The sequence below is a fragment of the Ideonella alba genome (assembly GCF_018069845.1).
Lineage (GTDB): Bacteria > Pseudomonadota > Gammaproteobacteria > Burkholderiales > Burkholderiaceae_C > Ideonella > Ideonella alba.
Genome location: NZ_JAGQDD010000009.1, coordinates 41,253 through 59,514, shown reverse-complemented (window position 1 = coordinate 59,514; position 18,262 = coordinate 41,253). Strand labels below are relative to the sequence as shown.

Here is an 18,262-nt window from a genome sequence, read left to right as displayed (position 1 = left end):
AGGCCTTACCGAGCCCATCTGTGTGATGCAACGCACGCTTGAGCCGCCCCGCAGCGGCAGCGCGCCATGAAAAAGGCCGCCCCGAGGGCGGCCTGCAGTCACCGGGCGACAGCGCGCCCGGGGTGGGATCAACGCTCGGCCAGCGGCTTGACGTCGCGCTTGGCGGCGCCGACGAACAGCTGACGCGGACGGCCGATCTTGTACTCGGGGTCGGCGATCATCTCGTTGAGCTGGGCGATCCAGCCCACGGTGCGGGCCAGCGCGAAGATCGCGGTGAACAGCGACACCGGGATGCCGATCGCGCGCTGCACGATGCCCGAGTAGAAGTCGACGTTCGGGTAGAGCTTGCGGGCGACGAAGTAGTCGTCTTCCAGCGCGATCTTCTCCAGGGCCATGGCCAGCTTGAACAGCGGGTCGTTCTCCAGGCCCAGCTCGACCAGCACTTCCTTGCAGGTTTCCTGCATCAGCTTGGCGCGCGGGTCGTAGTTCTTGTAGACGCGGTGACCGAAGCCCATCAGGCGCACGCCCGAGTTCTTGTCCTTCACCTGGTTCATGAACTCACCGACCTTGGCCACGCCGCCCATGGCCTGGATCTCTTCCAGCATGTTCAGGCAGGCCTCGTTGGCGCCACCGTGGGCCGGGCCCCACAGGCAAGCCACGCCCGCAGCGATGGCCGCGAACGGGTTGGTGCCCGACGAGCCGCACAGGCGGACCGTGGAGGTCGATGCGTTCTGCTCGTGGTCGGCGTGCAGGATGAAGATGCGGTCCAGCGCGCGCTCGATGACCGGGCTGACCGTGTAGTCCTCGCAGGGCGTGGCGAACATCATGCGCATGAAGTTGCCGGCGTACGACAGCTCGTTGCGCGGGTACATGTAGGGCTGGCCCACGCTGTACTTGTAGGCCATGGCCACCAGCGTGGGCATCTTGGCGATCAGGCGGATCGCCGCGATCTCGCGGTGCTCGGGGTTATTGATGTCGGTGCTGTCGTGGTAGAAGGCCGACAGCGCGCCCACCAGACCGGTCATCACCGCCATCGGGTGCGCATCCCGGCGGAAGCCACGCAGGAAGAACTGCATCTGCTCGTTGACCATCGTGTGGTTGGTCACGCGCTTGCGGAAGGTGGTGCGCTGCTCGACGTTCGGCAGGTCTCCGTACAGCAGCAGGTGGCAGGTGTCGAGGAAGTCGCACTGCACGGCCAGCTGTTCGATCGGGTAGCCGCGGTACAGCAGCTCGCCCTTGTCGCCATCGATGTAGGTGATGGTCGAGTTGCACGACGCGGTGCTCAGGAAGCCCGGGTCATAGGTGAACTTGCCGGTCTGGCCGTAGAGCTTGCGGATGTCGATCACGTCGGGCCCGATCGTGCCCTTGTAGATCGGCAGGTCCATGCTGGGGCTGCCGTCGGAGAACGACAGGGTGGCTTTCACGTCGGACGGGGTCATCGTCGGGTCCTTTCAAACAAATCGTGCTTCAACCGGGCTGGCGCAACTGCGCCAGGACGTCCCGCACCTCGGGTTGGTCGAGATCGCCTTCGGGCTCCTTGCGGGCCAGCAGGAGATCGAGCAGGTCGTTATCGGCCAGGTCCATCAGTTTCTGCAGGCCTTCCACCTGTCGCACCGAGAGCGTGCTCTCGTAGCGACGGAAGAAGCGCTCCACGAACAGGTCGTTCTCGAGCAGCCCACGCCGGCAACGCCACTTGAGGCGGCTGATGTCGGTGGCTGTCAGCGGTGCAGTGTCCATGCCCAGGCTTGCTCGAAGTTGACCGTGGCGCGTCGTCGTCAGACGGCGCGGCGGACCATCAGCTCCTTGATCTTGCCAATCGCCTTGGTGGGGTTCAGGCCCTTGGGGCAGACGTCCACGCAGTTCATGATCGTGTGGCAACGGAACAGGCGGTACGGATCTTCCAGGTTGTCGAGACGGGCGCTGGTGTCCTGGTCGCGGCTGTCGGCGATGAAGCGGTAGGCCTGCAGCAAGCCGGCCGGGCCGACGAACTTGTCCGGGTTCCACCAGAAGCTGGGGCAGCTGGTGGAGCAGCTGGCGCACAGGATGCACTCGTACAGGCCATCCAGCTCCTCGCGCTGCTCGGGCGACTGCAGGCGCTCCTTCTCGGGCGGCAGCGTGTCGTTGACCAGGTAGGGCTTGATCGAGTGGTACTGCTTGAAGAACTGGGTCATGTCCACGATCAGGTCGCGGATGACCGGCAGGCCCGGCAGCGGACGCAGCACCACGGTCTGGGGCAGCGTGCGCATGTTGGTCAGGCAGGCCAGGCCGTTCTTGCCGTTGATGTTCATCGCGTCCGAGCCGCACACGCCTTCGCGGCAGGAGCGGCGGAAGCTCAGCGTCGGGTCGACGGCCTTGAGCTTGACCAGGGCGTCCAGCAGCATGCGCTCATTGCCATCGAGCTCGATCTCGATGGTCTGCATGTAGGGCTTGGCGTCCTTGTCGGGGTCGTAGCGGTAGATCTGGAACGTGCGCTTGTCAGACATGTTTACCCCTCGTTCGTCGGGTACGCCGACCGATCCCCCAAGGGGATGCCGGCCGGCTTGGGAGCGGCCCGGCGCTCGGCCGGACGCTCGTTGGAAAGGAAGTGGCGATGCACCGGCTTAGAACGTACGGACCTTCGGCGGCACCGATTCCACGGTGAGCGGCGTCAGGTTGACCGGCTTGTAGTCCAGGCGGTTGCCTTCGGAGTACCACAGCGTGTGCTTCATCCAGTTGGCGTCGTCGCGGTTCGGGTAGTCGTTGTGCGCATGCGCACCGCGGCTTTCCGGACGCGCCGCGGCCGAGGTCATCGTGGCCTTGGCGGCCTCGATCAGGTTCTCCACTTCCAGCGCCTCGATGCGGGCGGTGTTGAAGACCTTGGAGTTGTCCTTCAGGCCGATCGACTTCACGCGCTCGGCGACCTGCATGATCTTCTGTACGCCCTCGTCCATGCTGGCCTGGGTGCGGAAGACGCCGGCGTGCTTCTGCATCGTGGCGCGGATGTCGTTGGCCACGTCCTGCGCGTACTCGCCGTTCTTGGCCGAGTCCAGGCGCGCCAAGCGGGCCAGCGTGCGGTCAGCGGCGTCGGCCGGCAGCGGCTTGTGGTTCTTCTGCTTGAGCGCGCTGGCAACGATGTGGTTGCCGGCGGCACGGCCGAAGACCACCAGGTCGAGCAGCGAGTTGGTGCCCAGGCGGTTGGCGCCATGCACCGACACGCAGGAGCACTCGCCCACCGCGTACAGGCCGTTGACCACCTCGTTGGGCACGCCGTTCTTCGGCACCACCACCTGGCCGTTGACGTTGGTCGGGATGCCGCCCATCTGGTAATGGATGGTCGGCACCACCGGGATCGGCTCCTTGGTGATGTCGACGTTGGCGAAGTTGTGGCCGATCTCGAACACCGAGGGCAGCCGCTTCATGATGGTCTCGGCGCCCAGGTGGGTCATGTCGAGCAGCACGTAGTCCTTGTTCGGACCGCAGCCGCGACCTTCCTTGATCTCCTGGTCCATCGAGCGCGAGACGAAGTCGCGCGGCGCCAGGTCCTTCAGCGTGGGCGCATAGCGCTCCATGAAGCGCTCGCCGTTGGCATTGCGCAGGATCGCGCCTTCGCCGCGGCAGCCTTCGGTCAGCAGCACGCCGGCGCCGGCCACGCCGGTCGGGTGGAACTGCCAGAACTCCATGTCCTCCAGCGGGATGCCGGCACGCGAGGCCATGCCCAGACCGTCACCGGTGTTGATGAAGGCGTTGGTGGAGGCGGCGTAGATGCGACCGGCGCCACCGGTGGCCATCAGCACCGTCTTGGCTTCGAGGATGTGCAGGTCGCCGGTTTCCATCTCCAGCGCGGTGACACCCACCACGTCGCCGTCGGCGTCGCGGATCAGGTCCAGCGCCATCCACTCCACAAAGAAGTTGGTGCGGGCCTTGACGTTCTGCTGGTACAGCGTGTGCAGCAGCGCGTGGCCGGTGCGGTCGGCGGCGGCGCAGGCGCGCTGCACCGGCTTCTCGCCGTAGTTGGCGGTATGGCCGCCGAAGGGGCGCTGGTAGATCGTGCCGTCGGGATTGCGGTCGAACGGCATGCCGAAGTGCTCAAGCTCATAGACGACCTTGGGCGCCTCGCGGCACATGAACTCGATCGCGTCCTGGTCGCCGAGCCAGTCGGAGCCCTTGACGGTGTCGAAGAAGTGGTAGTGCCAGTTGTCTTCCGACATGTTGCCCAGCGAGGCACCGATGCCGCCCTGCGCCGCCACGGTGTGCGAGCGGGTGGGGAAGACCTTGGACAGCACGGCCACGTTGAGGCCGGCCAGCGACAGCTGCAGCGAAGCGCGCATGCCGGAGCCGCCGGCGCCGACGATGACGACGTCGAACTTGCGCTTGGAAACTTGAGTCATGGTGTGTCTCTTCTCAGTCGGGTGCGTGGGCGATCAGAGGCGCCACAGCACTTGGATGGCCCAGCCGGCGCAGCCGACCAGCCAGACGATGGTGAAGACGTGCAGCGCCAGGCGGATGCCCACCGGCTTGACGTAGTCCATCCAGATGTCGCGCACGCCCACCCAGGCATGCCAGGCCAGCGCGACGATGACCGAGAAGGTCAGGAACTTCATCCACTGGGCGGCGAAGATGCCGGCCCACTTGTCGTAGCCCATCTCGCCGGGCATCAGCACCTGCACCAGCAGGACCACCGTGAAGAGCGCCATCAGCACCGCGGTGATGCGCTGGGCCAGCCAGTCGCGCAGGCCGTAGCTGGCGCCGACGACCAGCCGCTTGGAACCGTGTTCGATTGCCATGTCGTGTTGTCCTTGTCGTGGCTCAGTACAGGCCGAAGAGCTTGGCGCCCAGGGCCGCGGTCAGCAGCAGGCTCACCGCCAGGGTGATGACGGCCGAGCTCTTGCCCTGCTCCTTGCTGACGCTGTGGGTGGCATCCATCAAAAGGTGGCGCACGCCGGCGGTGAAGTGGTGCAGATAGGACCAGATCAGACCCAGCACGACCAGCTTGACCAGCACGCCGGGGATCGGGCCCAGGCCGGCCAGGAAGGCGCTGCGGAAGGTGTCGAAGCTCACCTCCGAGGTGACGCTGGTGTCGAACAGCCAGATCACCAGGGGCAGCAGCAGGAACATGACCATGCCGCTGATACGGTGCAGGATGGAGACGATGCCCGCCGGCGGGAGCCGGTAGTTGCGAAGGTCCGTCAACGCATTGATGTTGCGGAACTCCGGGCGTTGCTTGAGCGTATCGGCCATGAGGGGGTGTCCTTGTTGTGGTCGCTCGGGAAAGGATCGGAGTCGGGAGGGGGCTAGCGGTTCACGGTGTTCCCACGGTGAAACCGAAAGATTCTATTGCACTGCAACAAGCTTTCAGTGGGCTTGCCAGCGTCGAGATCACGGACTCGCGCGGGCCCGGGCCGCCTCAGTTGAGTTCATTGCGGTAGAAGTGGGCGGCGGTGTTGTACAGGCCGCGGCGCAGTTCCACCGGGCGATCACCATAGGTGTGGGCCAGGCGCTCGACGCTCAGCAGCGGCGTGCCGACCGGCACCTCCAGCAGTTCCGCCGTGGCGGCATCGGCCGCCACGGCGCGGATCTTTTCCTCGGCGCGGATCATGCGCACGCCGAACTCGCTCTCGAACAGGCCGTACATCGGACCGGCGTACTGCGACAGGCGCTCGGCGCTCAGGCCCTTGAACGGGCCGGCGGGCAGCCAGATCTCGTCCAGCACCACCGGGCTGCCGTCCCGGCTGAGCGTGCGGCGCACCAGCACCGCACTGTCACCAGCCTTCAGCGCCAGGGCCTTGGCCACCTCGGCGGGCGCACGCATGCGCCGGCAGTCCAGGAAGCGCCGCGCCATGCCGGTGGACGGACCGTCATCGGGCGTCAGCCGCAGGAAGCGGTACTGGATGTTCTCTTCGGCGTGGGTGGCGACGAAGGTGCCCTTGCCCTGGCGGCGCACCACCAGGTTCTCGGCGGCCAGTTCGTCGATTGCCTTGCGCACCGTGCCCTGGCTGACCTTGTAGCGCTGGGCCAGGTCGGTCTCGCTGGGGATTGCCTCGGCCGGCTTCCATTCGCCTTCCTGCAGGCTGCGCACCAGCAGCGCCTTGATCTGCTGGTACAGGGGGCTGAAGGCAGGGCCCTCGGCCACCGGCAGGACGTCGGCGTCGGGTGGATCGGCGGGCAGTTGCGCAGACATGGGCGCGCATTGCAGCACAGGCGCACCAGCGGCGTCCATGAAAAACCAACTGATGTCTTATATAAGACATATGAATCTTGACGATCTCCGGGTTCCCCCCTAGACTCAGAGGCTCTACGTGCGGTCTGCCAGCCGCCCCGGCGCCTGCCCCGCGCGCGCCCAGGGACGACAGCCCCGCGTCAGCCGGTTAACGCAACCTCCCTCCTCTTTTCCCGGAGCCCCCTCATGAGCAAGACCCCCGTTCGCGTGGCCGTCACCGGCGCCGCTGGCCAGATCGGCTACGCGCTGCTGTTCCGCATCGCCTCTGGCGAGATGCTGGGCAAGGACCAGCCCGTCATCCTGCAACTGCTGGAAATTCCCGACGAGAAGGCCCAGAACGCGCTCAAGGGCGTGATCATGGAGCTGGAAGACTGCGCCTTCCCGCTGCTGGCCGGCATCGAGGCCCACAGCGACCCGATGACCGCCTTCAAGGACACCGACTACGCGCTGCTGGTCGGCGCCCGTCCGCGCGGCCCCGGCATGGAGCGCGCTGACCTGCTGGCCGCCAACGCCCAGATCTTCACCGCCCAGGGCAAGGCCCTGAACGCCGTGGCCTCGCGCAACGTCAAGGTGCTGGTGGTCGGCAACCCGGCCAACACCAACGCCTACATCGCGATGAAGTCGGCCCCGGACCTGCCGGCCAAGAACTTCACCGCCATGCTGCGCCTGGACCACAACCGCGCCGCCTCGCAGATCGCCGCCAAGATCGGCTGCGCCGTCGGCGACATCCAGAAGCTGTGCGTCTGGGGCAACCACTCGCCCACCATGTACGCCGACTACCGCTTCGCCACCGTGAACGGCAAGAGCGTCAAGGACACGATCAACGACCACGATTGGAACGCCAACACCTTCCTGCCCACCGTGGGCAAGCGTGGCGCCGCCATCATCGCCGCGCGCGGCCTGTCGTCGGCCGCCTCGGCCGCCAACGCCGCGATCGACCACATGCGCGACTGGGCCCTGGGCACCAACGGCCAGTGGGTCACCATGGGCATCCCGTCCAAGGGCGAGTACGGCATTCCGGCCGAGACCATGTTCGGCTACCCCGTCACCTGCGAAGGCGGCGAGTACAAGATCGTCGAGGGCCTGCCGATCGATGCGTTCTCGCAAGAGTGCATCAACAAGACCCTGGCCGAGCTCGAGGGCGAGAAGGACGGCGTCAAGCACCTGCTGTGATGCCTCGCCGCTGACCGCATTCGCGCGGTAAGCTCGACAGCCGGCGCGCCCACCAGGCCGCCGGCTTTTTCTTTGTCTTCAGCGTCGATCGCCGATGAGTTCCCTGCGCCACCCTGCCGAGGTCCTGTTCGAGGAAGGCGATGCCGTTCCCGAGATGCCGGTCTGTGACCACTACTGTGGCGTCGAGGCGCGCATGCGCAAGAGCCTGCAGTTGCAGGCCGAGCTGGGCCCGGTGTTCGATGTCACGCTGGACGGCGAGGATGGCGCGCCGGTGGGCGGCGAGGTGGAGCATGCCCACCTGATGGCCGAGCTGGTCGACTCGCCGCTGAACCGGCATGGCCGCGTCGGCGCACGCGTGGTGCCGGTCGACCACCCGGCCTTCCAGCCGATGCTCGACGCCCTGCTGCCGCGCGCCGGCCAGCGCCTGGCCTACCTGATGATCCCCAAGCCGCGCGACGCTGCCGACCTGGACGCCGCCGCCCGCGCGGTGGACGCCACGCTGGCGCGCAGCGGCATCACCCGGCCGCTGCCGCTGCAGGCGCTGGTGGAAACCCACGGCGCGCTGCGCGATGTGCGGGCGCTGGCCGAGCACCCCCGGCTGGAGAGCCTGTCCTTCGGGCTGATGGACTTCGTCTCGGCACACCGCGGCGCCATTCCGCAGTCGGCGATGGGCGTGCCCGGCCAGTTCGAACACCCGCTGGTGCTGCGCGCCAAGCTGGAGATCGCCGCCGCCTGCCACGCCGCCGGCAAGGTGCCCTCGCACTGCGTGGTCACCGAGTTCAAGGACCTGGACGGTCTGCGCCAGGCCGCCCGGCGCGCGGCGCGGGAGCTGGGCTACACGCGCATGTGGAGCATCCATCCCGACCAGATCCGCCCCATCGTCGAGGCCTTCTCACCGGCGGCCGACGAGGTCGAGCAGGCGCTCGAGATCATCGTGGCCGCGCAGGAGGCCGACTGGGCACCGATCCCCCACCGCCATGCCGGGCGTGAGCAGTTGCATGATCGTGCGAGCTTCCGTTACTTCTGGCAGGTGGTGCAGCGTGCCCACCGCACCGGCGCCGCCCTGCCGGCGGACATGGTGCAGCGCTTCTTCGTCACGGCCTGATCACTGCCACTTGGCCGGGCCGGCTCCGGAAACGTCCGGACACCGCGCACCGGGCCGCCGGGGGACAATCTGGCTTCATCACCGTTGCCCTGACATCCATGAAGTCTGTCGTTGTGTCCGCCCTGGCCTGCCTGGCCACCCTGCTCCCCGTCGCTGCGTCGGCGCAGCCCAATGCGGCGGCGGCCAAGCCCGCCGCCAAGGCGCCTGTGCGCAAGAAGGCGCCGCCCGCGCCGGTCGAGGTGCCGCTGCCGGCCGCCACCGGTGAGCAGAACGCGGCCGCGTCGATGACGCTGTTCGGCGACTACGCCTGCGAGTTCAACCAGACCGTCAAGGTGTCGATGAACCCGAAGTACGACGGCTACATCGATGTCAGCTTCGGCAAGCGCCAGTGGACGATGAAGCCCGTCCTGTCCAGCACCGGCGCGCTGCGCCTGGAGGACGTCAAGGGCCAGACCCTGATGCTGCAGATCGCCCACAAGTCGATGCTGATGGACGTCAAGCTGGGCCAGCGCCTGGTCGACGAGTGCCAGAGCGAGAAGCAGATGGAAGCCAAGCGCGCCTACGAGGCCCAGCAGGCCATGGGTGGCGGCGCCACGCCGGGCCTGCTGCAGGCCGACCCGCCGCCCCAGCGCTGACGGCCGCCCCACACCGCGCCGGCCTGTCACGCGGCTGACGCACACCGATTGCCCTGCACGCCGGGTCGAATATCGCCCGGCGTTCGCCTTTCTGGCGCCAAAATTGCATGTTGCCCGGCCGCCCGCCGCGGCCGCCACACGCCCGGCCCTGAATCAGTGCTTGGCAAGTCTTATATAAGATATAAAATACCGTAGTTACCCGCAGTCACCCGACCCGGGTCCCGCCGCAGAACCACCGACGACCGCCCCCATCAGGAGCCCCGACATGCTGCAAGCCTACCGCCAACATGCCGCCGAACGCGCCGCGCTCGGCATCCCCCCGCTGGCCCTCGACGCCAAGCAGGTGTCCGAGCTGATCGAGCTGATCAAGAACCCGCCGGCCGGTGAAGAGGCCTTCCTGCTGGACCTGCTGACCCACCGCGTGCCGCCTGGCGTGGACGATGCCGCCAAGGTCAAGGCCAGCTTCCTGGCCGCGGTCGCCCATGGTGACGTGAAGGTCGGCCTGGTCTCCAAGGCCAAGGCCACCGAACTGCTGGGCACCATGGTGGGTGGCTACAACGTGCACCCGCTGATCGAACTGCTCGACGACGCCGAGGTGGCGGGCGTCGCCGCCGAGGGCCTGAAGAAGACCCTGCTGATGTTCGACTACTTCAACGACGTCGCCACCAAGGCCAAGGCGGGCAACGCCAAGGCCCAGGAAGTGATGCAGTCGTGGGCCGACGCCGAGTGGTTCACCTCGCGTCCCGAGGTGCCCAAGAGCATCACCGTCACCGTCTTCAAGGTGCCGGGCGAGACCAACACCGACGACCTGTCGCCCGCGCCGGACGCCTGGAGCCGCCCGGACATCCCGATGCACTACCTGGCGATGCTGAAGAACACGCGCCCCGACGCGGCCTTCAAGCCCGAGGAAGACGGCAAGCGCGGCCCGATGCAGTTCATCGAGGACCTGAAGAAGAAGGGCCACCTGGTCGCCTACGTGGGCGACGTGGTGGGCACCGGCTCCAGCCGCAAGTCGGCCACCAACTCGGTGATCTGGGCCACCGGCCAGGACATCCCGTTCGTGCCGAACAAGCGCTTTGGCGGCGTCACGCTGGGCGGCAAGATCGCCCCCATCTTCTTCAACACGCAGGAAGACTCGGGCTCGCTGCCGATCGAGGTGGATGTGTCCAAGCTGGAGATGGGCGACGTCATCGACGTGCTGCCCTACGACGGCAAGATCCTGAAGAACGGCGCCGAGGTCGCCTCGTTCGCGCTGAAGAGCCAGGTGCTGCTCGATGAAGTGCGCGCCGGCGGCCGCATCAACCTGATCATCGGCCGCAGTCTCACCGCCAAGGCGCGTGAGTTCCTGGGGCTGGGCGCCTCCACCACCTTCCGCCTGCCGGTCGCCCCGAAGGACAGCGGCAAGGGCTTCACGCTGGCGCAGAAGATGGTGGGCCGCGCCTGCGGCCTGCCGGAAGGCCAGGGCATCCGCCCGGGCACCTATTGCGAGCCCAAGATGACCACGGTGGGCAGCCAGGACACCACCGGCCCGATGACCCGCGACGAGCTGAAGGACCTGGCCTGCCTGGGCTTCTCGGCCGACATGGTGATGCAGTCCTTCTGCCACACCGCCGCCTACCCGAAGCCGGTGGACGCCAAGATGCACCGCGAGCTGCCGCCCTTCATCAGCAGCCGCGGCGGCGTGGCCCTGCGTCCGGGCGACGGCGTGATCCACAGCTGGCTCAACCGCCTGCTGCTGCCCGACACCGTGGGCACCGGCGGCGACAGCCACACCCGTTTCCCGATCGGCATCTCGTTCCCGGCCGGCTCCGGCCTGGTGGCCTTCGGCGCCGCCACCGGCGTGATGCCGCTGGACATGCCCGAGTCGGTGCTGGTGCGCTTCAAGGGCACGATGCAGCCCGGCGTCACGCTGCGTGACCTGGTGCATGCGATCCCGCTGTACGCGATCAAGGCCGGTCTGCTGACCGTGGCCAAGGCCGGCAAGAAGAACATCTTCTCGGGCCGCGTGCTGGAGATCGAAGGCCTGCCCGACCTGAAGGTGGAACAGGCCTTCGAGCTGAGCGACGCCTCGGCCGAGCGCTCGGCCGCCGGTTGCACGATCAAGCTCAACAAGGAGCCGGTGATCGAGTACCTGCAGTCGAACATCGTGCTGATGAAGAACATGATTGCCGACGGCTACCAGGACGCCAAGACCCTGGCACGCCGCATCGAGAAGGTCGAACAGTGGCTGGCCAACCCGCAGCTGCTGGAAGCCGATGCCGACGCCGAGTACGCCGCCGTCATCGAGATCGACCTGGCCGAGATCACCGAGCCGATCGTCTGCTGCCCGAACGACCCGGACGATGCCAAGACCCTGTCCGAAGTGGCCGGCACCAAGATCGACGAGGCCTTCATCGGCTCGTGCATGACCAACATCGGCCACTTCCGTGCCGCCGCCACCGTGCTGGGCGGCGCACGCGACATCCCGGTCAAGCTGTGGGTGGCGCCGCCGACCAAGATGGACGCGGCCGAGCTGATGAAGGAAGGCCACTACGCCGCCTTCGGCAGCGCCGGTGCGCGCACCGAGATGCCGGGCTGCTCGTTGTGCATGGGCAACCAGGCGCAGGTGCGTGAAGGCGCCACGGTGATCTCCACCTCCACCCGCAACTTCCCGAACCGCCTGGGCAAGAACACCAACGTGTTCCTGGGCTCGGCCGAGCTGGCCGCGGTGGCCTCCAAGCTGGGCAAGCTGCCCACCAAGGACGAGTACCTGGCCGCCACCGGCGTGGTCACCGCCAAGGCCGACCAGATCTACAAGTACATGAACTTCAACCAGATCGACGAGTACGTGGAGACCGCCAAGACCGTCGCCTGACGCGTCAACGCTCGCCTCTGAAGGCCCGCCCTGTGCGGGCCTTTTTCATGCGTCGGCGCCAGGGCGCGGGTCGCTGGCCAGCAGGCCCCAGAGGTGGATGTCGTAGGACCGGCCCTTGCCGGTGTAGCGCTGGCGCAGCCGCCCTTCCAGCGTGAATCCCAGCGCCTGCAGCAGCGCATTGGAGGCGGTGTTGTCGGGGTTCACCTCGGCTTCGATGCGGCGCTGGCCCATCGGCCCGAACACCTGCCGGATGACCGCCGCCAGCGCCTCGCGCGCCAGGCCCTGACGCCAGTGGCTGCGCGCCAGCACATAGCCCAGCTCCAGCCGCGCACTGGCCGGGTCGTGCTTGAACAGCAGCACGGTGCCGATCGCCAGGCCGTCGGCCCGGCGGGCCATCACCAGCTGCCGCGTGCCGCCAGCGGCCTCCAGGGAACGCATGCGTGCCAACCAGGCCTGCGCATCGTCCAGGCTGCGCCAGGAGGCATAGGGCAGGAAGCGCGTGGTCTCGTCATCGCCGTTGACGGCCATCAGCGCCGGCAGATCGGTGTCGGCCACCGCACGCACCGTCAGGCGCGTGGTGGAGAGGGCAGGCCATTCAGGCAGGCTCATGCGGCGTCGGTCGGAGCAGCCATGGCGGCAGCGCTGCGGGCCGCCTGCTCGGCACGGGTCAGCAGGCTCTGGCGCTCGCGCCGATTGCGGCTGGCCCGGGCCGCCGTTTCGAAGGCGGCGCGGGCTTCGGCGTGGCGCCCCAGCCGCGACAGCAGATCGGCACGGACCGCGGGCAGCCAGGGATAGGCTGCCAGCGTGGGTTCGGCTGACAGCGCCTCCACCAGCGCCAGCCCGGCAGCCGGGCCCTGGTGCATGCCCACGGCGACCGCGCGGTTGAGCGCCACCACCGGCGACGGAGTGCGCTGCATCAGCTGGGCATACAGCGCGCAGATGCGGCCCCAGTCGGTGTCCTCGACCCGCCAGGCGCGGGCGTGGCAGGCTGCCAGTTCGGCCTGCAGCTGGTAGCTGCCGGCGTCCGCGCCACCCAGCAGCGTGCGGGCGCGCGCCAGGGCCTCCAGGCCATGGCGAATCAACAGCCGGTCCCAGCGTCGGCGGTCCTGGTCGGCCAGCAGGATGGGGTCGCCCTGGGCATCGGTGCGCGCCGCCGTGCGCGAGGCCTGCAGGCTCATCAGCGCCAACAGCCCCCAGGCCTCGGGCTCGGCCGGCGCCAGTTGCACCAGCATGCGGCCCAGACGCAGCGCCTCGTCGCACAGCGCCGGACGCATCCAGTCCTCGCCAGCGGTGGCGGCGTAGCCTTCATTGAAGACCAGGTAGACCACCTCCAGCACCGAGCCCAGACGCGCCGCCAGGGCTTCGCCGCGCGGCAGCTCGAAGGGCACGCCGGCCTCGCCCAGCGTGCGCTTGGCGCGCACCAGGCGCTGCGCCATCGTCGGCTCGCTGACCAGGAAGGCGCGGGCGATCTCGGCGGTGGACAGGCCCGCCAGCACCTTCAGCGTCAGCGCCACGCGCTGCGGCGGCGGCAGCACCGGGTGGCAGGCGGTGAACAGCAGCCGCAGGAGTTCGTCGCTGCCCACGGCCTGCGCCTCGCGGCGGGCGTCCAGCGTGTCGGCGTGGTCGGGGTGGCGGTCGGCCTGCATTGCGATCAGGTCCTCGGCCAGCGCCGACTCGTGGCCGGCGGCCATCTGGCGGTGGCGCAGCCAGTCCAGGGCCTTGCGCTGCGCAGTGGTCATCAGCCAGGCGCCGGGCTTGTCGGGCAGGCCGTCCTGCGGCCAGCGCTGCAGGGCCTCCAGCCAGGCGTCCTGCGCCAGTTCCTCGGCCACCCCCAGATCACGCACGCGCCGCGCCACGGTGGCCACCACACGGGCCGACTCGATGCGCCAGACCGCCGCCAGCGTGGCGTCCAGCGGGGCGCTCACCGCAGAGGCAGCGCGGCGTCCATCGCCTTCATGCGCTCGATCTCGGCGCTGGGGGGAAACTCCTCCAGCTCGATCAGCTGCCGCACCTCGATCACCGCCGGCTGACCGCGGCCGGCCGGGTTGGGAAAGCGCCGGGCCCACTCCATCGCCTCCTCGCGGCTGCGCACCTGGATCAGGGTGTAGCCGGCGATCAGCTCCTTGGCCTCGGCGAAGGGGCCGTCCACCACCTGGCGGCTGTCATCAGCGCCGTAGTGCACCCGCCAGCCGGTGCGGCTGGGGTGCAGTCCGGCGCCCTCCAGCAGCACGCCGGCGCGGGCCAGGTCCTCGTGGTACGCGGCCATCTCGGCCAGCAGCTCGGGCGGGGCCTCGGGGGTCTGCTCGGCCTCGAAGGCCTCGCAGGATTTCACGATGATCATGAAGCGCACGGCTGGCTCCCCCTCAGCCCGGCATCAGGGGCTGCAGCATGCTGTGGCGGTTGCCCTCGGTGTCGACGAAGGACACGTAGTCGCCGACACCGGGGATGGGCATGGGTTCGCCCATCACCTCGCCGCCGCCAGCGTTGACGCGGGCCATCGCCGCGCGGATGTCGGCCACGGCGATCACCACGCTGGGGTGCTGCATCGGCCAGTCGGCCTTGAACGGGAACAGGCCGCCGTTGATCACGCCGCGCTTGGTGCCCGGCTCGGCGCTGTCCTCGCCGGCGGTGGTGGCCATCAGATAGTGGCCCATCTCCTCGCCGAAGGCCTGGATCTGCCAGCCGAAGACCTCGGTGTAGAAACGCGAGGCGCGGGCGGCATCTCGGTAGGGCATCTCGAAATGGACGACGGGACACATCGGCGTGCTCATGGCGGTTTCCTCCAGGACGGGGTGATGTCAGGACGACGCACAAGCCTCGCGCGTTTCGACGCCCGGAACCCTGGGGCAAACCCGGATCAGCCCCGGTTCGAGCCCTCGAAGCACGGCGCCAGCGCGCGCACCTCCACCGTCGCCCACTCGGCCGCCGGGCAGCGCCGCGCCCAGGCCAGCGCCTGCTCGCGGCTGACGTTCTTCAGCAGGAAGAAGCCGCCGACCATCTCCTTGGCCTCGGTGAACGGGCCGTCGTGCTGCACGCCGTGCTCGATGCGCACCGACTGCTCCAGCCCGGCCAGCGACTCCACCGCGGCCAGTTGCCCCTCGGCGGCGATCGCCTCGCCGAAGCGCTGCATGCGCGCATAGGCCTCGCGGCCTTCGGCCTCGGTGCGGGTGGCGCGCTGGCCAACGGGTTCGTGGATCAGCAGGAGATAGGACATCGACGGATCGGATCGGGGCTGGGGATGCCCGATGCTACGCTTGGATCCAATCACCCCGATCGCCTGGAGACCTTCGCCATGAGCCCCACCGCCCCGATCAGCCGCTTCCCCGTACCCGAGCTGAAGGACCTGCCCGAGGACATCCGCGCGCGCATCCTGGCCGTGCAGGAGAAGTCGGGTTTCGTGCCCAACGTGTTCCTGACGCTGGCCCACCGGCCCGACGAGTTCCGCGCCTTCTTCGCCTACCACGACGCGCTGATGGACAAGCCCAGCGGTCTGAGCAAGGCCGAGCGCGAGATGATCGTCGTCGCCACCAGCAATGCCAACCAGTGCCAGTACTGCGTGATCGCCCATGGCGCGATCCTGCGCATCCGCGCCAAGAACGCGCTGGTGGCCGACCAGGTGGCGGTCAACTACCGCAAGGCCGACATCACGCCGCGCCAGAAGGCGATGCTGGATTTCGCGATGAAGGTCTCGCAGCAGTCCTACGCGGTGGACGACACCGACTTCGCCGCGCTGCACGCCCACGGCTTCAGCGATGAAGACGCCTGGGACATCGCCGGCGTGGCGGCCTTCTTCGGCCTGTCCAACCGCCTGGCCAATGTCACCGGCATGCGGCCCAACCCCGAGTTCTACGCGATGGGGCGCTGAGGGCCCCGCCGCGTCACTCGATCGGCCGGGTCTCGCCGCGCTGCATCACGCTGAACGCGGCCTCGGGCAGGCCGGCGGCCTGGCGGGCGATGGCCAGGTCCCTGGGCGCCTGGTCCAGAGGTTCATCGCACAGGTCGGCAAAGGTGCCCCAGTGCACGCCCACCGCGCGGCGCGCACCCAGGTCCTGGAAGATGCGCACCGCATCGGCCGGGTTGACGTGCTGGTCCTGCATGAAGCCCCGCGGCTCGTAGCAGCCCACCGGGATCAGCGCCAGATCGAATGGCCCGCGGTCGGCAAAGCGCTGGCGGATGTCCTTGAAATCGTCGGCGTAGCCGGTGTCACCGGTGTAGAGCAGGCGCAGGCCGCCGGTGAAGACGGCAAAGCCGCCCCACAGCGTCTGGCGACGGTCGAACACGCCGCGCGCCGACCAGTGGTGCGCGGGCGTCAGCACGATCTCGGCCTCGCCCACACGGTGCGACTGCCACCAGCCCAGCTCCACCACGTTCGTGATGCCGATGTCGGCGAACCAGGCCTTCAGGCCCAGCGGCACGACGAACAGCGGCGCGCCGCCCGGCTGTGCCGCCAGCGCCTGCACCGAGGCCACGTCCAGGTGGTCGTAGTGGTTGTGCGAGATGACCACCACATCCACCTTCGGCAAGGCCGACAGCGCCACCCCCGGCGGGTAGGCGCGCTTCGGACCGGCGAAGCTGAAGGGCGAGGCGCGCTCGGAGAACTGCGGGTCGGTGATCAGCGTCAGGCCCGGCAGGCGCAGCAGCATCGTCGCGTGGCCGATCCAGGTGAGGTGGGGCACCGGCGCGTCCAGGCGTGGCTGGGCGGCCGGCAGTGGCGGATTCGGCAACGGGGCCGACTCGCGCGACAGGCGCCAGCGCAGCACCTCCATGAAGGGCTTCTCGATGTCGCCGCCGTGCAGGTTGCGGTACGGCGGCTCGTCGCGAACGGCCGCCGCCAGCCACCCGGCCAGGCCCAGCGCAACCAGCCCGGCCAGGCCCCGGCGCCAGCGCCTCATGCCGCCAGCAGGCGCGCGATCAACGCCCCCTCGGCCGGCCCCTCCAGCGGCAGCCACACATGCAGCGGGCTGCCCGGCGCCACGCTCAGCGGCTCGCCCTCGGCGCCCTGCATCGCGCTCAGCGTGATGGTGCGGTTGCCCTGCGGATGGATGATCTCCAGCTGGTCGCCCACGGCGAATCGGTTCTTGGTTTCCACCTCCACCCAGCCATCGGCGCGCTGTCCCACCACCTCGGCGACGAACTGGCTGCGCTGGCTCTCGGAGTGGCCGCTGAGGTAGTTCTGGTAGTCCTGGCTGGGTCGGCGCTCCAGCAGGCCGCCGGTGTAGCCGCGGTTGGACAGGCCCTCGAGCTCGCGCAGCAGCTCGGGGTTGAAGGGCCGGCCGGCCACCGCGTCGTCGATCGCCCGGCGGTACACCTGGGCCGTGCGCGCCACGTAGTAGTGGCTCTTGGTGCGGCCCTCGATCTTCAGCGAGTCGATGCCGATGGCCGCCAGCCGCGCCACATGCTCCACCGCGCGCAGGTCCTTGCTGTTCATGATGTAGGTGCCGTGCTCGTCCTCCATCACCGGCATCAGCTCGCCGGGGCGCTCCTTTTCCTCGAGCAGGTAGACGCCATCGGCCAGCGGGTGACGCTGGCCACCGCCGCAGGTGGCGAACGAGGCGTCGGCCTCGGACTGCTCCTTCGAGAAGCTGAAATCGCGGATCAGCTCGACCGGCTGCACCTCGCCAGTGTCGGTGGCGTCGGTGCCGGCGTGGGTCTTGTAGTCCCAGCGGCAGGCGTTGGTGCAGGTGCCCTGGTTGGGGTCGCGGCGGTTGAAGTAGCCACTCAGCAGGCAGCGGCCCGAGTAGGCGATGCACAGCGCGCCGTGCACGAAGACCTCCAGTTCGATGTCGGGGCAGTCGTCACGGATCTGCGCCACCTCGTCCAGGCTCAGCTCGCGCGAGAGGATGATGCGCGCCACGCCCTGCTTCTGCCAGAACCTCACCGAGGCGCTGTTGGTGGTATTGGCCTGCACCGACAGGTGGATCGGCACCTCGGGCCACCGGCCCTGCTCCATCTGCTCGCGCACCAGCATGATCAGGCCGGGGTCGGCCATGATCAGCGCATCGGGCCGCAGTTCCACCACCGGCTGCAGGTCGCGCAGGTAGGTGCGCAGCTTGTCGTTGTGGGCGATCAGGTTGCTGGTGACGAAGAAGCGCTTGCCGCGCGCATGCGCCTCGGCAATGCCCTGGGCCAGCTGCTCCATGCGGAACTCGTTGTTGCGCGCGCGCAGGCTGTAGCGCGGCTGGCCGGCATAGACCGCGTCGGCGCCGAAGTCATAGGCGGCACGCATGCGCTGCAGGCTGCCGGCGGGCAGCAGCAGCTCGGGGGCTCGGATCGTCATGGGCGGCGATTGTCCGCTGCCC

Annotated in this window: 19 protein-coding genes; 5 read left to right on the top strand and 14 right to left on the bottom strand. The window is 68.6% G+C overall.

Annotated features, from left to right (window positions below):
• Nucleotides 1-128: 128 nt before the first annotated feature.
• From KAK03_RS13490 to KAK03_RS13460, 7 genes are all read right to left on the bottom strand, one after another.
• The gene (locus KAK03_RS13490) at nucleotides 129-1,439 is read right to left on the bottom strand and encodes a citrate synthase (RefSeq protein WP_210854484.1); all 1,311 of its coding nucleotides are present in this window, start codon (nucleotides 1,437-1,439) and stop codon (nucleotides 129-131) included.
• Between the two features lie 28 nt (nucleotides 1,440-1,467).
• Nucleotides 1,468-1,737, bottom strand: coding sequence for an FAD assembly factor SdhE (locus KAK03_RS13485; protein ID WP_210854483.1), 270 nt, complete (start codon nucleotides 1,735-1,737; stop codon nucleotides 1,468-1,470).
• Between the two features lie 38 nt (nucleotides 1,738-1,775).
• Nucleotides 1,776-2,483 carry a succinate dehydrogenase iron-sulfur subunit gene (locus tag KAK03_RS13480; RefSeq protein WP_210854482.1) on the bottom strand — a complete coding sequence of 236 codons (708 nt, stop codon included), beginning with the start codon at nucleotides 2,481-2,483 and terminating at the stop codon, nucleotides 1,776-1,778.
• A 117-nt stretch (nucleotides 2,484-2,600) separates the two neighbouring features.
• Nucleotides 2,601-4,367: a succinate dehydrogenase flavoprotein subunit gene (gene sdhA, locus KAK03_RS13475; protein ID WP_210854481.1), complete on the bottom strand. Its 1,767-nt coding sequence runs from the start codon at nucleotides 4,365-4,367 to the stop codon at nucleotides 2,601-2,603.
• 33 nt (nucleotides 4,368-4,400) lie between these two features.
• On the bottom strand, nucleotides 4,401-4,763 hold the full coding sequence (gene sdhD / locus KAK03_RS13470; protein WP_210854480.1) for a succinate dehydrogenase, hydrophobic membrane anchor protein: 363 nt from the start codon (nucleotides 4,761-4,763) through the stop codon (nucleotides 4,401-4,403).
• Between the two features lie 22 nt (nucleotides 4,764-4,785).
• Complete coding sequence (sdhC, locus tag KAK03_RS13465; protein WP_210854479.1) at nucleotides 4,786-5,217, bottom strand: succinate dehydrogenase, cytochrome b556 subunit; 432 nt, start codon at nucleotides 5,215-5,217, stop codon at nucleotides 4,786-4,788.
• A 166-nt stretch (nucleotides 5,218-5,383) separates the two neighbouring features.
• Complete coding sequence (locus tag KAK03_RS13460; RefSeq protein WP_210854478.1) at nucleotides 5,384-6,157, bottom strand: GntR family transcriptional regulator; 774 nt, start codon at nucleotides 6,155-6,157, stop codon at nucleotides 5,384-5,386.
• Nucleotides 6,158-6,382: 225 nt separating this feature from the next.
• Here KAK03_RS13460 and KAK03_RS13455 point away from each other — a divergent pair, with 225 nt between their 5' ends.
• The 4 genes from KAK03_RS13455 to acnB all read left to right on the top strand — a co-directional run bounded on the left by KAK03_RS13455 (nucleotide 6,383) and on the right by acnB (nucleotide 11,963).
• A complete protein-coding gene (locus KAK03_RS13455) occupies nucleotides 6,383-7,369 on the top strand; it encodes a malate dehydrogenase (protein ID WP_210854477.1) in 987 nt (328 codons plus the stop codon).
• A gap of 94 nt (nucleotides 7,370-7,463) precedes the next feature.
• The gene (locus KAK03_RS13450) at nucleotides 7,464-8,474 is read left to right on the top strand and encodes an HpcH/HpaI aldolase/citrate lyase family protein (RefSeq protein WP_210854476.1); all 1,011 of its coding nucleotides are present in this window, start codon (nucleotides 7,464-7,466) and stop codon (nucleotides 8,472-8,474) included.
• A 98-nt stretch (nucleotides 8,475-8,572) separates the two neighbouring features.
• Nucleotides 8,573-9,109, top strand: a complete 537-nt coding sequence (locus tag KAK03_RS13445) for a hypothetical protein (protein ID WP_210854475.1) — start codon at nucleotides 8,573-8,575, stop codon at nucleotides 9,107-9,109.
• A 265-nt stretch (nucleotides 9,110-9,374) separates the two neighbouring features.
• Complete coding sequence (gene acnB, locus KAK03_RS13440) at nucleotides 9,375-11,963, top strand: bifunctional aconitate hydratase 2/2-methylisocitrate dehydratase (RefSeq protein WP_210854474.1); 2,589 nt, start codon at nucleotides 9,375-9,377, stop codon at nucleotides 11,961-11,963.
• 45 nt (nucleotides 11,964-12,008) lie between these two features.
• Here the strand turns inward: acnB and KAK03_RS13435 are convergent, their stop codons facing one another.
• The 5 genes from KAK03_RS13435 to KAK03_RS13415 form a co-directional block, all read right to left on the bottom strand.
• Nucleotides 12,009-12,572: a GNAT family N-acetyltransferase gene (locus tag KAK03_RS13435; RefSeq protein WP_210854473.1), complete on the bottom strand. Its 564-nt coding sequence runs from the start codon at nucleotides 12,570-12,572 to the stop codon at nucleotides 12,009-12,011.
• The gene (locus tag KAK03_RS13430; protein ID WP_210854472.1) at nucleotides 12,569-13,888 is read right to left on the bottom strand and encodes an RNA polymerase sigma factor; all 1,320 of its coding nucleotides are present in this window, start codon (nucleotides 13,886-13,888) and stop codon (nucleotides 12,569-12,571) included. Before KAK03_RS13430 ends, KAK03_RS13435 begins: the two co-directional genes overlap by 4 nt.
• A complete protein-coding gene (locus tag KAK03_RS13425; RefSeq protein WP_210854471.1) occupies nucleotides 13,885-14,313 on the bottom strand; it encodes a YciI family protein in 429 nt (142 codons plus the stop codon). The genes KAK03_RS13430 and KAK03_RS13425 overlap by 4 nt, the downstream gene beginning before the upstream one ends.
• A 13-nt stretch (nucleotides 14,314-14,326) precedes the next feature.
• Nucleotides 14,327-14,734 (bottom strand): VOC family protein, encoded by a 408-nt coding sequence (locus KAK03_RS13420; RefSeq protein WP_210854470.1) that lies wholly within the window; start codon nucleotides 14,732-14,734, stop codon nucleotides 14,327-14,329.
• 86 nt (nucleotides 14,735-14,820) lie between these two features.
• Nucleotides 14,821-15,177 (bottom strand): YciI family protein, encoded by a 357-nt coding sequence (locus KAK03_RS13415; protein ID WP_210854469.1) that lies wholly within the window; start codon nucleotides 15,175-15,177, stop codon nucleotides 14,821-14,823.
• Nucleotides 15,178-15,255: 78 nt separating this feature from the next.
• Here KAK03_RS13415 and KAK03_RS13410 point away from each other — a divergent pair, with 78 nt between their 5' ends.
• Nucleotides 15,256-15,828, top strand: a complete 573-nt coding sequence (locus KAK03_RS13410) for a peroxidase-related enzyme (protein ID WP_210854468.1) — start codon at nucleotides 15,256-15,258, stop codon at nucleotides 15,826-15,828.
• Nucleotides 15,829-15,841: 13 nt separating this feature from the next.
• Here the strand turns inward: KAK03_RS13410 and KAK03_RS13405 are convergent, their stop codons facing one another.
• Complete coding sequence (locus KAK03_RS13405) at nucleotides 15,842-16,855, bottom strand: MBL fold metallo-hydrolase (RefSeq protein WP_247661147.1); 1,014 nt, start codon at nucleotides 16,853-16,855, stop codon at nucleotides 15,842-15,844.
• Entirely contained in the window at nucleotides 16,852-18,240 is a 1,389-nt protein-coding gene (gene trhP / locus KAK03_RS13400; protein WP_210854467.1) for a prephenate-dependent tRNA uridine(34) hydroxylase TrhP, read from the bottom strand. The genes KAK03_RS13405 and trhP overlap by 4 nt, the downstream gene beginning before the upstream one ends.
• Nucleotides 18,241-18,262: the final 22 nt, after the last annotated feature.

Excerpts from the sequence above, each read along its gene's own strand:
- sdhA (WP_210854481.1), bottom strand. The coding sequence starts at position 4,367 with ATGACTCAAGTTTCCAAGCGCAAGTTCGACGTCGTCATCGTCGGCGCC.
- trhP (WP_210854467.1), bottom strand. The coding sequence starts at position 18,240 with ATGACGATCCGAGCCCCCGAGCTGCTGCTGCCCGCCGGCAGCCTGCAG.
- sdhC (WP_210854479.1), bottom strand. The coding sequence starts at position 5,217 with ATGGCCGATACGCTCAAGCAACGCCCGGAGTTCCGCAACATCAATGCG.
- KAK03_RS13485 (WP_210854483.1), bottom strand. The coding sequence starts at position 1,737 with ATGGACACTGCACCGCTGACAGCCACCGACATCAGCCGCCTCAAGTGG.
- KAK03_RS13410 (WP_210854468.1), top strand. The coding sequence starts at position 15,256 with ATGAGCCCCACCGCCCCGATCAGCCGCTTCCCCGTACCCGAGCTGAAG.
- KAK03_RS13435 (WP_210854473.1), bottom strand. The coding sequence starts at position 12,572 with ATGAGCCTGCCTGAATGGCCTGCCCTCTCCACCACGCGCCTGACGGTG.
- KAK03_RS13420 (WP_210854470.1), bottom strand. The coding sequence starts at position 14,734 with ATGAGCACGCCGATGTGTCCCGTCGTCCATTTCGAGATGCCCTACCGA.
- sdhD (WP_210854480.1), bottom strand. The coding sequence starts at position 4,763 with ATGGCAATCGAACACGGTTCCAAGCGGCTGGTCGTCGGCGCCAGCTAC.
- acnB (WP_210854474.1), top strand. The coding sequence starts at position 9,375 with ATGCTGCAAGCCTACCGCCAACATGCCGCCGAACGCGCCGCGCTCGGC.
- KAK03_RS13445 (WP_210854475.1), top strand. The coding sequence starts at position 8,573 with ATGAAGTCTGTCGTTGTGTCCGCCCTGGCCTGCCTGGCCACCCTGCTC.
- KAK03_RS13415 (WP_210854469.1), bottom strand. The coding sequence starts at position 15,177 with ATGTCCTATCTCCTGCTGATCCACGAACCCGTTGGCCAGCGCGCCACC.
- KAK03_RS13490 (WP_210854484.1), bottom strand. The coding sequence starts at position 1,439 with ATGACCCCGTCCGACGTGAAAGCCACCCTGTCGTTCTCCGACGGCAGC.
- KAK03_RS13460 (WP_210854478.1), bottom strand. The coding sequence starts at position 6,157 with ATGTCTGCGCAACTGCCCGCCGATCCACCCGACGCCGACGTCCTGCCG.
- KAK03_RS13405 (WP_247661147.1), bottom strand. The coding sequence starts at position 16,855 with ATGAGGCGCTGGCGCCGGGGCCTGGCCGGGCTGGTTGCGCTGGGCCTG.
- KAK03_RS13480 (WP_210854482.1), bottom strand. The coding sequence starts at position 2,483 with ATGTCTGACAAGCGCACGTTCCAGATCTACCGCTACGACCCCGACAAG.
- KAK03_RS13450 (WP_210854476.1), top strand. The coding sequence starts at position 7,464 with ATGAGTTCCCTGCGCCACCCTGCCGAGGTCCTGTTCGAGGAAGGCGAT.
- KAK03_RS13455 (WP_210854477.1), top strand. The coding sequence starts at position 6,383 with ATGAGCAAGACCCCCGTTCGCGTGGCCGTCACCGGCGCCGCTGGCCAG.